General features: G+C 57.3%; 12 protein-coding genes. 2 read left to right on the top strand and 10 right to left on the bottom strand.

Annotation, left to right across the window (positions count from 1 at the left end):
- Window positions 1–18: 18 nt before the first annotated feature.
- From ACYSMN_RS00005 to purB, 4 genes are all read right to left on the bottom strand, one after another.
- Window positions 19–303: a hypothetical protein gene (locus ACYSMN_RS00005; RefSeq protein WP_488921769.1), complete on the bottom strand. Its 285-nt coding sequence runs from the start codon at window positions 301–303 to the stop codon at window positions 19–21.
- A gap of 229 nt (window positions 304–532) precedes the next feature.
- On the bottom strand, window positions 533–739 hold the full coding sequence (locus tag ACYSMN_RS00010; protein ID WP_488921770.1) for a hypothetical protein: 207 nt from the start codon (window positions 737–739) through the stop codon (window positions 533–535).
- 289 nt (window positions 740–1,028) lie between these two features.
- Window positions 1,029–2,483, bottom strand: coding sequence for a T9SS type A sorting domain-containing protein (locus tag ACYSMN_RS00015; protein ID WP_488921771.1), 1,455 nt, complete (start codon window positions 2,481–2,483; stop codon window positions 1,029–1,031).
- Window positions 2,484–2,767: 284 nt separating this feature from the next.
- A complete protein-coding gene (gene purB / locus ACYSMN_RS00020) occupies window positions 2,768–4,132 on the bottom strand; it encodes an adenylosuccinate lyase (protein ID WP_488921772.1) in 1,365 nt (454 codons plus the stop codon).
- A gap of 159 nt (window positions 4,133–4,291) precedes the next feature.
- Here purB and ACYSMN_RS00025 point away from each other — a divergent pair, with 159 nt between their 5' ends.
- Window positions 4,292–6,451 (top strand): transglycosylase domain-containing protein, encoded by a 2,160-nt coding sequence (locus tag ACYSMN_RS00025; RefSeq protein ID WP_488921773.1) that lies wholly within the window; start codon window positions 4,292–4,294, stop codon window positions 6,449–6,451.
- A gap of 268 nt (window positions 6,452–6,719) precedes the next feature.
- Here ACYSMN_RS00025 and ACYSMN_RS00030 read toward each other — a convergent pair whose 3' ends face one another.
- From ACYSMN_RS00030 to hemG, 3 genes are all read right to left on the bottom strand, one after another.
- Entirely contained in the window at window positions 6,720–7,649 is a 930-nt protein-coding gene (locus tag ACYSMN_RS00030; protein ID WP_488921774.1) for a TerC family protein, read from the bottom strand.
- A 59-nt stretch (window positions 7,650–7,708) separates the two neighbouring features.
- Window positions 7,709–8,497, bottom strand: a complete 789-nt coding sequence (locus ACYSMN_RS00035; RefSeq protein WP_488921775.1) for a polyprenol monophosphomannose synthase — start codon at window positions 8,495–8,497, stop codon at window positions 7,709–7,711.
- A 219-nt stretch (window positions 8,498–8,716) separates the two neighbouring features.
- Entirely contained in the window at window positions 8,717–10,048 is a 1,332-nt protein-coding gene (gene hemG / locus ACYSMN_RS00040; protein ID WP_488921776.1) for a protoporphyrinogen oxidase, read from the bottom strand.
- Between the two features lie 216 nt (window positions 10,049–10,264).
- Between hemG and ACYSMN_RS00045 the strand changes: the two genes are divergently transcribed.
- Window positions 10,265–10,780 carry a D-glycero-alpha-D-manno-heptose-1,7-bisphosphate 7-phosphatase gene (locus ACYSMN_RS00045; protein ID WP_488921777.1) on the top strand — a complete coding sequence of 172 codons (516 nt, stop codon included), beginning with the start codon at window positions 10,265–10,267 and terminating at the stop codon, window positions 10,778–10,780.
- Window positions 10,781–11,009: 229 nt separating this feature from the next.
- On the opposite strand, the gene ACYSMN_RS00050 is transcribed toward ACYSMN_RS00045, so the two are convergent.
- The 3 genes from ACYSMN_RS00050 to ACYSMN_RS00060 form a co-directional block, all read right to left on the bottom strand.
- Window positions 11,010–11,747: a S1 family peptidase gene (locus ACYSMN_RS00050; RefSeq protein WP_488921778.1), complete on the bottom strand. Its 738-nt coding sequence runs from the start codon at window positions 11,745–11,747 to the stop codon at window positions 11,010–11,012.
- Window positions 11,748–11,881: 134 nt separating this feature from the next.
- On the bottom strand, window positions 11,882–12,007 hold the full coding sequence (locus ACYSMN_RS00055; protein WP_488921779.1) for a hypothetical protein: 126 nt from the start codon (window positions 12,005–12,007) through the stop codon (window positions 11,882–11,884).
- A 492-nt stretch (window positions 12,008–12,499) separates the two neighbouring features.
- Window positions 12,500–13,903, bottom strand: coding sequence for a type III PLP-dependent enzyme domain-containing protein (locus ACYSMN_RS00060; protein WP_488921780.1), 1,404 nt, complete (start codon window positions 13,901–13,903; stop codon window positions 12,500–12,502).
- Between the last annotated feature and the right edge of the window lie 82 nt (window positions 13,904–13,985).

The following is a 13,985-nucleotide window of genomic DNA, read 5'->3' on the forward strand; positions in this document are numbered from 1 at the left end:
TCTTCGTCTTCGTTCACGCTATCGACCGATTCGGGCTATAGCCTGCAACTTGGGTGAGCTATTGATTTCCGTGAACAGGATGTTCTCCTTAAAGAAGGTCATAATGAATTCCTTATCTTCCTTATAGAAGGACGACTTCACCAGGCCGTGCTCAATAAAGTGGTAGTGCTGGCTCGTTTGCCCGGCCCGCAGTAGGCAGGAGCCCTTCGGGAATTCATGCTGCACGAATGCGCACAACAACTCCTCGCGGACCGACGGTTCGAGCCGGACGATTCGGTCGGTATAAGCCAATACAGGATGCATGGAGCAAATGTGGCAGAATAGTCGATACGTTGCGCGCGGGCAGGGCAGGGTTATAGGCCAAGCCGGCGGTAACGGGCAGCCACCGCTATTGTATTGGTAACGACACCGCCTAAACAAACGCCCTAGCTCACACAATCGTGGCTAGGGCGTTTGCGGGCCGACTGTTGAAGTCGCCGGGGTTGTGTCTTGTCTTGCAACAAGAACCATCCAAAAGGGTGAAAGGCGCCGTTTAGCGGGGCAGAAGTTGCGGAACTTCCGTCAGTTCCGCGTCCACGGTGGGCGGCTGTGGCGCTACGGGGGCGTCTGCTTGGTAGGTGGGGGCCCAGGTGGGCAAATCGGAGAAGTCCGGGGTAGCAGGTAGAAACTGATGTGGTGGGGAGATAGGCTGGGCACAGGGCTGAATGCCGTCCGGAGCCGGTTGTTCAGAATAAGACATGCAACTAGGTGATGAGGTAGAGCGGTTTCAGTACCCCCAATATCCAGCTTATTCTCCTGGCTAACAATATCAGAATATTGGTATTTTCTTCGTAAAGAAGTAGCGCCTCTTCCGTCGGCTTATAATAGGTTTTAGCAGGAGCTTCCACTTACGGCAACATGAGCAGTAATGAATCTAGCTTTCAGAGAACGATGAGGACAACGTTTCCTGAAAGCTAGGCCCTAATCATTGCGTACAGAATGATGCGTCCGGGAGCTAACCCGGCCGGTAAGTAGAGCACGGAATCGTCTTACTCAATTAGCAGCCGGCCTTTTTCTGCGCCACAACGCACTATATACAAACCAGGCGCTAGCCCCTGCACATCTATCGTGGCGGAAGTAACGCGAGCTGGAAGAGTATGGTGGCGCACTTCCCGGCCCACTGCATCAAGCAGCTGCACTGAGCGAGCTGCTGCGGCAGCTGACAGCGTGAAGGTAGCGGTGGTGTGCGTGGGGTTAGGCGCCAGGCGAATAGTTTCGGTCTTGAAAGGCTGTTGGGTAGCTAGGGTAAGATCAGTGAGGCGAGCAACAAAGGCGGACCCATCGGCAGCGCTTGCCGGGAGGATAGTTGTGCCAAATGTGGCCGAAGCGCCTATGAAGTTGCCTGCCACCGTAACATCTCCGTTGCTAGCTAATGCCGAAGCAATAGCCAATTCAGCACCAGGGCCACCCGCTCGCACGGCCTGAATCCAGGAAGTGGTACTTCTTAAACGTGCTACTATCACATCAGGGGAAGCACCGGTAGGATCGGCGTTGGTAAGCGTGTACGAACCGAAGCTAGCGGAGACACCGGAAAACAAGCCAGCAATAGTCGCCGCGCCATTGCTGCTCAAGGCCAGGGCGAGGGCTCGGTCTATACCTGTACCGCCAGCCCGCACGGCCTGGGCCCAAACACCCACAGCATTTAGTTGGGCCACGAATATATCCGAGGTGTTGCTTGTAGGAGCAGCGTTAGCGAGCGTGGTAGCACCTAGTTCAATAGCCGGACTTCTGAAGTATCCTACTACCACCGTATTGCCATTACGGTCCACTGCCAAATCATCAATTTGATCTTCTGCAACTCCGCCGGCCCGCACAGCTTGGCTCCAGGTACCATTGGCGTTCAGACGTGCCACAAACGCATCAGCAGAAGAACCACTGGTGTTGGCGTTAGTCAGAAGGGTAGTGCCGAAGCTAATGGTTGGGCTGGTGAATGAGCCTCCTATCACGGCTACGCCGGTGGCATCTATAGCCAGGGCTTCAGCCCGGTCGTCGCCAGCACCGCCAGCGCGTACGGCCTGATTCCAAGTGCCAGAGTTGTCGAGCCGGGCAAGGAATATATCCGCTTCGTCGCCGGTAGGATCGGCATTGAGGAGCGTAGTAGGACCAAAGCTGGAATTGGGACCGAAGAAAAAGCCCGCTACCCAAACGTTGCCCGCAGCATCCAGGGCTAAAGCGGCTGGAAACTCGCTCTCATCGCCTCCGCCCCGTACAACGCGGGACCACGTACCAGTGCTGGAGAGTTGGGCTACAAAAACATCCGCTTCGCCAGTACTGCTGGCATTAGTGAGAGTAGTAGTGCCAAATTGGGCGGTAGGGCTATAAAAGCCACCGAGCACCGTCGCGACGCCAGCCGCGTCGAGAACCAGCGCAATAGGGTAGTCCTCGCCTACGCCACCAGCCTGCACCGCCTGAGTCCACAGGCCCGTGCTATTCAACCGGCCCACGAATATGTCCGTGTTGCCGACGCTGGTCAGCGTAGTAGTTCCAAACGTGACAGTTCCTGAGAAAGGAGCCCGTTACAACCGTATTACCACTGCCATCGACGGCCGTTGCATAAACAACAGAGCTGCCCATATTGCTGCCAGTCGGAGTCGTGGCCCATTGCCAATTCTGCGCCTGAAGCACCGTGGGCATAGCCAAGAGCAAGAACAATAAGATTGTGCGTAAAGAAGAAGTACAGGTGGGCATAGGTCGAAGATGATTAGGTGAAAAAGAGTTAGGGTGATGCTTACACGCCCACGTAATTCTGGGGCGAAATCCCGCGCAGCTCCGCCTTTATCTCTTCGCTCACGTCCAGCGTGTCAATAAACTCGCGGATGGTGTGCTCCGTGATGGGGCCGTAGGTGCGGGTAAGAGCCTTGAGGGCGTTGTAGGGGTCGGGGTAGTTTTCGCGCCGCAGGATGGTTTGGATGGCCTCGGCCACCACGGGCCAGTTGGCGTCCAGGTCGCGGCGCAGGGCTTCTTCGTCGAGGGCCAGCTTGTCGAGGCCGCGTTGCAGGGCCGTAAGGGCGATGAGCGTGTGGCCGAGCGGCACGCCTAGGTTGCGGAGCACCGTGGAGTCGGTGAGGTCGCGCTGGAGGCGGCTGATGGGCAGCTTGGCGGCCAGGTGTTCGAGCACGGCGTTGGCCAGACCCAGGTTGCCCTCGGCGTTTTCGAAGTCGATGGGGTTCACCTTGTGCGGCATGGCCGAGGAGCCTACTTCCCCCGCCTTGATGGTCTGGCGGAAGTAGCCCAGCGAAATGTACTGCCACACGTCGCGCGCCAGGTCGATAAGGATGGTGTTGAGGCGCTTGAGGCCGTCGCAGAGGGCGGCCAGGTGGTCGTAGTGCTCGATTTGGGTGGTGGGGTAGGAGCGGCTCAGGCCCAGGCGGCCCTCCACGAACTGCTGCCCGAACTGGTGCCAGTCGGTGCCGGGGTAGGCCACGTGGTGGGCGTTGAAGTTGCCGGTGGCGCCCCCGAATTTCGCTCCGAACGGTACCTGCCCCAGCAAAGCCACTTGCGCGTCGAGCCGGGCCACGAACACCTGCACTTCCTTGCCGAGCCGCGTGGGCGAGGCCGGCTGGCCGTGCGTGCGGGCCAGCATGGGCACAGCGGCCCACTGGCCAGCGCGCTCCGCCAGCTGGTTGCGCACCTGGGCGTAAGCGGGCAGCAGCGTATGGATAAGCGCGTGCTGGAGGCTCAGCGGAATAGCGGTGTTGTTGATGTCCTGCGACGTGAGGCCGAAGTGGATGAACTCCAGGTACTCACCCAGGCCCAGTGCCGTGAATTGGTCGCGGAGGAAATATTCCACCGCTTTCACGTCGTGGTTGGTCACCCGCTCGTGGGTTTTTACGGCCTCGGCGTCGGCAGTAGAGAAGTTGGTATAGATAGCGCGGAGCTGCCCGAATATGCCAGCATCAACGCCCTGGAGTTGCGGTAGCGGCAGCTCGCAGAGCGCAATAAAATACTCCACTTCCACCAGCACGCGGTAGCGAATCAGAGCCAGCTCAGAAAAGTAGGGCGCGAGCGGGGCGGTGGCGCGGCGGTAGCGGCCATCGAGGGGCGAAACGGCGGTGAGAGGGGTGAGAGCGGCGTAATCGGCGGCAGCAGTCATGCAAAGAAGAGTTGGCTGGAATAAATCAAAGGTAGGAAGCCCAACACGGACGGAAACGGACGAGGCCTTTTTCGCTACCTTTGTGTTCCGAGCGGCGGCGGGTTCGGCACGAATCTAGCACGGCCCAGCCGCGACTTCCTTTCCTCTCGACCTGTTCGCGTGACTCCAGCAACAAAGAAAAAAATAGGTATCGGCCTGGGTATATTCGTGGCTCTGCTGGCCGTGGGCCTGGTAGTATTCTTAGTTAAGCGCCAGGCATTACTCGATTATGCGCTGCAGGAGGTGAAAGCCAAAGTGGAGCGCAAGTACCCCGTAACGCTCACCCTGGGCAAGGCCCGCTTCACGGCCCTGAACACCGTGCAGATTGAAGGCATGAGCATGGTGCCAGCCGCCACGCCCACCGATACGTTGCTGCGCGCCCGCCTCATGACGGTGTCGTTGAGCGTGCGGTCCTTGTTTGCGGGCCGGCCAGTATTCAGCAACCTCGAAATCAGCGACGCGCAGTTTACGGCCCGTAAAACGGCCGCCGGCGCCGACAACTATTCCTTCCTTTACAAGAAGAAAACCCCCAAAGCCGCCGTGGCCCGCGACACCACGCAGGGCACCAACTATGCCCTGCTGGCCAACCAGCTGCTCGAAGCCAGCTTCGACAACGTGCCCGGTGAGGCTGATTTTCAGAATTTCCTGGTCACCTACGACAGCCCGCGCCACCAGGCCCGCATCGTGATGCCGCGACTGTCCATCGAGGATGGCGACATTCAGGGCCAGCTCACGGCCGTTATCGATTCGGTGGAAAACCGCGTGGGCGTGCAGGGCCACATCGAGCCCGGCGACTACGCACTGCAAGCCGAGGTATTCGGCCTGAACCGTCGGCCCGTGACGCTGCCCTACGTGCAAAGCCGCTACGGGGCCCGCGTGCAGTTCGACACCCTGCGCTTCAGCGTGACCGAGAAGGAACTAGACGACGATAATGAGCTGACGGTGCGTGGCACGGCTTCGGCCGCCAACTTCATTGTCAACCATCCTAAGCTGTCGGACCGGGATGTGCGTTTCCCGCGCGGCGGCATCGATTTCGCGGCCCGGTTGGGGCAGGCTTTCGCGGCGCTGGAAAAAGGCTCGAAGGTGACGCTCAACCGGATGGAGTTCTACCCGGTGGTGAGCGTGCGCAAGCTACCGCTCAACCAGCGCGTAGTGGGCCGGGAAATCAACGGCGTGCGCAACCGCCAGGAACTGCTGGCCGGCTTGCAGGTGAAGGTGGATGTGGAGTCGGGTGAGACGCCGGCTAATACCTTCTTCGCGGCGCTGCCGCAGGGCATGTTCAACACGCTGGAAGGCATGCAGGGCGAGGGTACGCTCAAGTACCGCATGCACCTCGATCTGGACATGAACCGCGTCGACAGCCTGGAATTCAATTCCAGCCTCACGCCCAAGAACTTCCGCATCACCCGCATGGGGCGCGAAGACCTCAACCAACTCAACCAGGACTTCCGCTACACCGCCTACAACGACAAAGGCGACTCCGTTAAAACTTTCATCGTGGGTCCCTCGAACCCCAAGTTCGTGCCCTACGATGAGGTGTCGAGCTATCTGAAGGCAGCCATCATGACGGCCGAAGACCCGCGCTTCCTCTCGCACAAGGGTTTTATGGAAAAGGCCTTTGTGAAGTCGGCCATTCAGAATATCAAGGAAAAACGCTTTGCCCGCGGCGGCAGCACTATTTCCATGCAGCTGGTGAAGAACGTGTTCCTAACCCGGCAGAAAACCGTGACCCGCAAGATTGAGGAGGCACTTATCGTGTGGCTCATTGAAAACACCGGTATGGTGTCGAAGCCGCGCATGTTCGAGGTGTACTTGAACATCATCGAATGGGGCCCGAGAATTTACGGGGTTCGGGAGGCGTCAAGTTTCTATTTCGACAAGCAGCCCATCGACCTCAATCTGTCGGAGAGCCTTTACCTGGCCAGCATTATTCCGCGCCCCAAGTACTACCAGAATTCGTTCAACCAGTACGGGGAGATGCGCAATTCGGCGCGTTATTTCCACCGCCTTATCGCCGACCTGATGGTGCAGAAAGGCCTGATTTCGGAGGATGCCCGCAACACGCTCGATTATAGCCTGAACTTCCCCGGTCGTGCCCACGGCTCTATTTTCCGCGCTGTCCGCGACACCGTGCGCGCCACCCAACCCGCCGACTCCACCGAGTTTGAACCGCTCAACCTGATTGACCTGCTCGGTGGCGCCAAAGCTCCCGACGAAGGCGTAAACACCAACGCCCCCACACTGCCCGGCGGCGTGCCAAACCCGACTCCCAAGCCATAAAGCCGCTCTGGCGCCGTTCTGGCGGCAGTCTTGAGCTGACAAAGTCAGCGAAGACTGCCAGCCACGCAGCCAAGTCAGTCTTCAGACTGACCAAACGCACAAGCCCGCGCCGGGACAACAGCGCGGGCTTGTGCGTTTAGCGAGGCTTTGTAGTTCCACCCTTTTTGTGGTATAGTCTAGCCAGTCTGAAGACTGGACCGGCTACGTGGCTGGCAGTCTCGCCGACTTTGTCGGCTTAAGACTGCCGCCAGGGCGGCGCCAGGGCGGGCTATACGGGCTTGTCTTCTACTTTAGGCCAAAGCAGCGAGGCCGCCACCGAGAGCAATAGCAAGCCGCCGACAATGCCCAAGGAGAGGCCCATGGGGACGTGGTAGATTTCGGAGAACAGCAATTTGGCGCCAATGAAAATGAGGATGAGCGAGAGGCCGTAGTGCAGGTAGTGAAACAGGCGCATGAGGCCTTCGAGGGCGAAATACAAGGCTCGCAGCCCCAGCAGCGCGAATACGTTGCTGGTGTAGACGATGAAAGTGTCGCGGGAAACGGCCAGGATGGCGGGGATGGAATCGGCGGCAAAAACGACGTCGGTGGTTTCCACCATAATCAGCACGATCAAGAGGGGCGTGGCGAAGAGGGTGCCGTTTTCGCGTACGAAGAAGCGGCTCCCGTGCAGGCGGCTGGTGATGGGCAAATGGCGGCTTAAAAACTTGACAACCGGATTGTTGTCCGGGTTGATGTCGGGCTCGCCGGCGCTGGTAGCCATTTTTACGCCCGTATACACCAGGAAGGCCCCCAGCAAGTAGAGTAGGAAATCGAACTTGGCCAAGATGGCCGCGCCCACCAGAATGAAGACGGCCCGCAGTACTAAAGCCCCAAGAATGCCCCAGAACAGAATCTTGTGTTGGTACTGCGGCGGGACTTTGAAGTAGGAGAAAATGAGCAGAAACACGAACAGGTTGTCCACGCTCAACGACTTCTCGATCAGGTAGCCCGTCAGGAATTCCAGCCCCGCCTGCCGGCCCATCCAGTGGTACACCAGGTAGTTGAACGACAACGAGAGGACTATCCAAAAGGCGCTCCACCCTAGGGCTTCCCGCATCTTTACCACGTGCGCCTTACGGTTGAGCACGAGCAGATCGAGCAGGAGCATCGCCAGCACGAAGGCGTTGAAACCAACCCAGAAGAGGGGAGTAATTTCCATGCGGTAGCGGCAAAATGGTCCTAGTAACCCGGCAGCAACCGAAACGGCTGACGCTGAAGTTACCGCGTTTCCGGGGCCGGGGTTGCGGCGCCCGTTGAAATAGAAGCCGCGGGCATCACGGGCCCAAAGCGGCGAAACCAGCTATCCACTTTCATCTTGATGACGCCCAGAAATGCTTCCTTCACGATGCCCTTGCTCATTTTAGAAGCTCCCCGCGTGCGGTCGGTGAAAATGATAGGCACTTCTTTGATGCGGAAGCCATACTTGTAAGCCAGCCACTTCATCTCGATCTGGAAGGCGTAGCCCACGAACCGAATCCGCTCAAGCGGAATGGTGCGCAGCACGCGGGCCGTATAGCACTTAAAGCCCGCCGTGGAATCCATGATGGGCATGCCCGTGATGAAGCGCACGTACGCCGAGGCGAAATACGACATCAGCACCCGGTCCATGGGCCAGTTCACCACGTTTACGCCCTGAATGTAGCGCGAGCCAATGGCCATATCGTAGCCTTGGTGGGCGCAGGCATCGTAGAGGCGGAGCAGGTCGTCGGGGTTGTGCGAGAAGTCGGCATCCATCTCAAACACATACTGGTAGCCGCGCTCTAGGGCCCACCGGAAGCCGTGGATGTAGGCCGTACCCAAGCCCAGCTTACCATTGCGCTCCTCCAAAAAAAGCCGATCTGGAAATTCGTCAATCAACCCCCGCACAATAGCCGCCGTGCCATCCGGCGAGCCGTCATCAATGACCAGCACGTCGAATGCCTTGGGCAATGAGAAAACCTTACGGATAATCAGCTCCGCATTTTCACGCTCATTGTAGGTTGGTATCAGGACGAGCCCATCATTCATTGGTCAAAGATAGAGGGGTTTTTGATGCGCTGTCTAGGCAATATGCAGAATATGCCGGATATGAAATGGAGCGTTGATGGCCTCGTAGCGCTACTACGAGCGGTTTGTGGATCTCCTTTCTTGCTGACGCAGTAAAGGCGGGCTGTGTTGCCGATGGACGAATATTTAGTGGCGGCTTGAGGATATTTTGCTTTGCTGGTGGCACTTAGCCAAGGTGATTTATTGGCTTAGCTGCGCGGCAACTTGGCGCGCATGGCGGATGCAGTCGGGCACGCCCACGCCACTACGCCAGTTGGCCACGCTCCAAATTCCCTGGCCTTGCAGCTCATTGGCGGCGGTGTGGGCCGCTTCAATGCGGTGGTCGAACTGTGGAATGGCCCGCTCCCAATAGTACCGGTATTGGAACACAGGTTGCACCCCGTCCCGGATGTCGTAGAGGCGCCGCAGCTCCTCGTGTACGGCAGCTTGCTGCGCCTCGGCGGGCTGCCGGGCGTGGTCTTCGTACTGGGTGCCGCCCACGAACGTCGTGAACAGTACTTGCTCCTTGGGGGCGCGCTCCGGGAAAATGGAGCTGGTCCAGATGTTGCCGGCGGCGTAGGGCTGCTCTACTTTAGGATGTAAGGCCCCGAAGCCGTTGAGCGGATGCCCCACATCGGCACGGGCGTAGGCGGTGTAGATGGCGGCCATGGGCGGATAATAGACGGCCGCCAGCGCGGCGGCTGCTTCTGGGAACAACGGCTGCAACAGCGGCGCGGCGGCGTAGGTGGGCAGCGCCAAGGCTACGGCATCGTAGGCAAAACCACCGTTGAGGCCCGCCGTGGTTTGCACTTGGTAGCGGCCATTGGAAGTCCGAAACAGCGCCTTGACGCGCTGTCCCACGTGGCGGTGCTTGAGGCGCGCAGCCAGCGTATCAACCAGTTGCTGCGTGCCGCCGCGCAACGAGATAATGCGCCGCCGCCCGGCCGTACTGCCCGCCTTGGCTAGCCCGCGCAGCACCGAGCCGTGCTCCTGCTCCAGCACCGCCACCTTGGCAAAGGTCTTGTGAATGAGCAACTGCTCCGGGTCGCCGGCATAAATACCCGACATAAACGGATTCACCGCGTAATCCACGATTTCGGGCCCGAAGCGCCGCCGGAAAAAGGCCGCTACGGTTTCCTCGGGATTGAGCGTCGCGGCGGGCCGCAGCAGCTCGCGCAGGATGCTGAACTTGCCTTTCAGACTGAAAAAGCCCGAGGTAAGCAAGGCCGGCGGCGAGCCGGGCAGCTCCCGGATGCGGCCGTTGCGCAGCACGTAGCGGTGCTTGCTCACCGGGGCCGCATCCTGGATTTCGCTCACTAGATCTAGCTCCGTTAGCAGCTCCAGCAGTTCGTCGCTTAGCTGCAAGGAGTTGGGGCCGGTTTCGAGCAGGTAGCCCGCCGGGTGATGCACCGAGCGCAGATTACCGCCAGGGCCGGCTTCGGCTTCAAACAAGTCGTAGGAAATACCTGCTTTTTGCAGCTGCCAGGCCAGTGTAAGGCCCGAGATACCGCCACCGAGAATAGCTACCGACATAATGAGTGAATGAGTAAAGGGATGAATAAGTGATGTGTCCGGCGGTATTGGACCAACCAATTCACGGCGTAAAGTTCGGCTGGAATACGGAGTTCATAGAGGCGTGGTCCCAACCTAGCCAAAACGCGCAACTTTGCAGCCTCGAAAGTTTCGGAATCATTCACTCATTCACTCATTCAGCCATTCAGCCATTCACCAATTCACTCATTGAAACTTATGCCCGCAACCAATAAAGCCGTATTTCTAGACCGTGACGGGGTATTGAACAACGAAATCGGCGACTATGTGTGGGAGCTGGACAAGTTTGTGGTTTCGCCGGGCGTGCCGGAAAGCCTGGCCCGCCTTAAAGCCGCCGGCTACTACCTAGTTGTTGTCACGAACCAGGCGGGCATTGCCAAAGGGCTCTATACGGCCGCACAAGTATACGCCTGCCACGACAAGCTGCAACAAGCCTGCAACCATAGCATCGATGCTTTCTACTTCGCGCCTTCGCACCCGAGCGTGTCGGAGTCGCTGCTGCGCAAGCCTGACTCGCTGATGCTGGAAAAAGCCATAGCCCGCTTTCACCTCGACCCAGCGCAGTGCTGGATGATAGGCGACCGGCAGCGCGACATGGAAGCCGGTGCCAAAGTCGGCGTGCGCGGCATCCTGGTCGGCGATACTGAAACGGCCGCTTACCAGCCTCGCGCCGCCGACTTACCAGCCGCCGTGGAGTTGCTTTTATGCGGCTAGTGCTACTCTAATAATGAGTAATGGGATGTCGGATAAATCGTCTTCGCCGGCAAGGCAAAATTTTGCTATCTACAATATGTACTGACACTGAAACGAGTACACCGCTAAAACAAATCCGGATTTGTTTTAGCGGTGTACTCGTTTACAAACAGCGAGAAACAAAGGCAGTCCGAAATTAACAGCGGTACTAAAAAATAAATACTGCTAATTAAAGAAGATTGAGAATAGTTTATTTTTTCAAATAAGACTCGATAGATTTCATTGAAGTCAGTACGGTAAAAGTCGTGTTATCATCTAATTGAACGCTGCCTGACAATAAACCAATAACCAAGCCGTCCTTATCCACTACGGGGCAGCCGCTGAACCCTCTCAAATCGGGTTCTTTCTTTTCTTCCAGATAATATTTCCCCTCACGTGCCCCGGCCACTATAACCGGATACCTCTTCTGAGCGCAGTCTGGCTCGTTGTAAGGGCAGCCGATGATATATACTTCTTCGCCGGCTTCTGGCTCCTCAAAACGTGGCGTCAAGGCTTGATACGCTGTTTTATCGTCTTTAATAGAAAACAGCAGCGCATCACTGGAATCAGTATCGGCTACATTGAGCAGCTGGCCGATTGTGATAGTGTCCGTCGCCTTTGTCCGCGCGAATAATTGCCACTGGCTTATTTCCTCATTCAGGGCAGAAGGCTTTTTGCTGGGCTCGATTCCACCATCCGCACCAAGAAGATGCTTGGCCGTCAAGGCGTATCGTTTCCCCTTCGCCTCTATTAAAAAGGCACTGGCGCCTTCCACTCGTTGTCCGTCTTTAAATAAGGCGTCGTTTGTCAGGAGCACTTGGCCTAATGTTGCCGATGAATTTTGTTTGCTGCCAGGCTTTTTGTCTTCCTGACAGGACATCAGACACATAGTAAAGCAGATGATCGTAAATAAATTTGTTTTGTTGCGAAAAGTGTGAAGAACGGACAAGAGGAGAAAAATAAAAAGTTGGCTGAGAAAATACTCGTTCGTAAATATAGGGGCAAAATGCCAATAGCTCAAAAACAACGAAGCCGGTTCCCACACGGGAGCCGGCTTCGCTAGGCTAAAGTGACTCAGAGGGTTTACTGGCGGGGCGCAGCTTCTGAAGGCGTGCTGGCCATGGCCGTAGCGGCTACCTGCGTGGCCGGCTTGGTGCTGGAGTAAGCGGGGCATTTGGTGCGGCACGAGCTTAGACCAGCGACAGCCAAGAACGCGCAAAGCAATACTTTCTTCATGCTTAAATACAACGGGGTGGAGGTGGTGTACGGTTGTAACAACCTAAAGTTTAAACCTTTCCGCCTCATAACGAAACAATCTCCTTTAAATTATGCAGATTGTAAATTAAGTTAATACAGTCATTTTACTATAAAAAAAGCCAGCCCCCGCGTAAGGCAAGGGCTGGCTCTCAAAAGATTACGCGGCCACGGGCCGACGGCGAAGAACTACTGCCGAGTAGCAGGCAGCGTCGCCGTAGACGCCGTAATCGGAGACGACACGCGGTTGGCGGCTTTGGTGCTCGTATAAGCCGGGCACCTCTGCTTGTTACACGCGCTCAGACCTAGGATGGCCACAGAGGCCAACAAGAGTAGTTTTTTCATCATGAGAAGGAGGAGAAACTAGTTAAGAAAGAGGAGTTAAGCCTCAAAAATAAGAGTTCCGGACGGCCCTTCCTACAGTACCGCCCGGAAATTCTACTATAGCTATACTTGGTAGCCCAAAATGCGCATCATCGACTCACTGTTCTGCTTTTCGGCAAACACGTAATCGGTGAGCGTACCGTCCTCGGCACGGTCCAGAATGACGTGCTTAGGTGCCGGAATCAGGCAGTGCTTGATGCCGCCGTAACCCGAAAGACTCTCCTGGTAGGCGCCCGTGTGGAAGAAGCCCACGTAGAGCGGCTCCGTGTCTTTAGCGGGCTTGCGCTCCGGCAAAAACACCTGGTAGATGTGCTTCTCGGCGTTGTAGTAGTCCTGCGAGTCGCAGGTGAGGCCGCCGAGCTGGAGCTTCTTGTACTGCTTGTTCCAGCCGTTGAGGGCCAGCATGATGAAGCGCTGGTTCAGGGCCCAGGTGTCGGGCAGGTTCGTGATGAACGAGCCGTCAATCATGTACCACAGCTCCTTGTCGTTCTGGAGCTTCTCGTCCAGGATACTGTAAAGCGTAGCGCCCGATTCGCCCACCGTGAAGATGCCAAACTCCGTGAAGATGTCGGGCTCCGGCACACCTTCCTCGGCGCAGATGCGCTGAATGGTGCGCAGCACTTCCTCTATCATGTAGGGGTAGTCGTACTCCTTCTGAATGGAGGTCTGAATCGGTAGGCCGCCGCCTATGTCGATGGTGGTGAGCGTGGAACACACTTTGCGCAACTCGCAGTACTTGTGCACGAAGCGGCTCAGCTCCGACCAGTAGTAGCTCGTGTCCTTGATGCCGGTGTTGATGAAATAGTGCAGCATCGTGAGCTCGAAGCGCGGGTCGTCCTTGATTTTCTGCTCATAGAGCGGAAGGGCATCGGCGTAGCGGATGCCCAGGCGCGAGGTGTAGAACTGGAAGCGTGGCTCCTCGTCGGAGGCCAGGCGCATTCCCACGTTGCACTTCTCGCGCACGTTGTCGTGGTAGTACTCCACTTCGTTGGGCGAATCGAGGATGGGCATACAGTTCACGAACCCGTCGTTGATGAGGGCCGTGACTTCACGCTTGTATTCCTCGGGCTTGAAGCCGTTGCAGATGATGTAGGTATCCTTGGCCACCTTGCCCTTGTCGTGCATGGCCCGGATGATGCTCATGTCGAACCACGACGAGGTTTCGATGTGGACGCCGTTTTTGAGGGCTTCTTCCACCACGAAGCTGAAGTGGGAGGCCTTGGTGCAGTAGGCGTAGGAGTAACGGCCCTGGTACCCGATTTTCTCGATGCCGGCCCGGAACCACTCTTTGGCCCGCTGAATCTGGGAGGTTATTTTGGGGAGGTAGGTGAGGCGTAGCGGCGTGCCGTGCTTCTTCACCAGGGCCATCAGGTCGATGTCGTGGAAGCGCAGCTCGTTCTGCTCCACGCGAAACTCCTGGGTTGGGAAGTCAAACGTCTGGGAAATCAGGTCGTGATAGGTATCCATTGAAGGAAATGTGGTGAAGGGCTCTACTGAAAAAATCTGTCATCCTAGGCTAGCGAAGGATCTTCCCGGCCGCCACGTTTTG

This window comes from Hymenobacter sp. M1-2, from assembly GCF_057808495.1.

Bases quoted from the DNA above. Each gene is read 5' to 3' on its own strand.
- ACYSMN_RS00005 (WP_488921769.1), bottom strand. From the start codon at position 303: ATGCATCCTGTATTGGCTTATACCGACCGAATCGTCCGGCTCGAACCG.
- ACYSMN_RS00010 (WP_488921770.1), bottom strand. From the start codon at position 739: ATGTCTTATTCTGAACAACCGGCTCCGGACGGCATTCAGCCCTGTGCC.
- purB (WP_488921772.1), bottom strand. From the start codon at position 4,132: ATGACTGCTGCCGCCGATTACGCCGCTCTCACCCCTCTCACCGCCGTT.
- ACYSMN_RS00030 (WP_488921774.1), bottom strand. From the start codon at position 7,649: ATGGAAATTACTCCCCTCTTCTGGGTTGGTTTCAACGCCTTCGTGCTG.
- ACYSMN_RS00035 (WP_488921775.1), bottom strand. From the start codon at position 8,497: ATGAATGATGGGCTCGTCCTGATACCAACCTACAATGAGCGTGAAAAT.
- hemG (WP_488921776.1), bottom strand. From the start codon at position 10,048: ATGTCGGTAGCTATTCTCGGTGGCGGTATCTCGGGCCTTACACTGGCC.
- ACYSMN_RS00045 (WP_488921777.1), top strand. From the start codon at position 10,265: ATGCCCGCAACCAATAAAGCCGTATTTCTAGACCGTGACGGGGTATTG.
- ACYSMN_RS00060 (WP_488921780.1), bottom strand. From the start codon at position 13,903: ATGGATACCTATCACGACCTGATTTCCCAGACGTTTGACTTCCCAACC.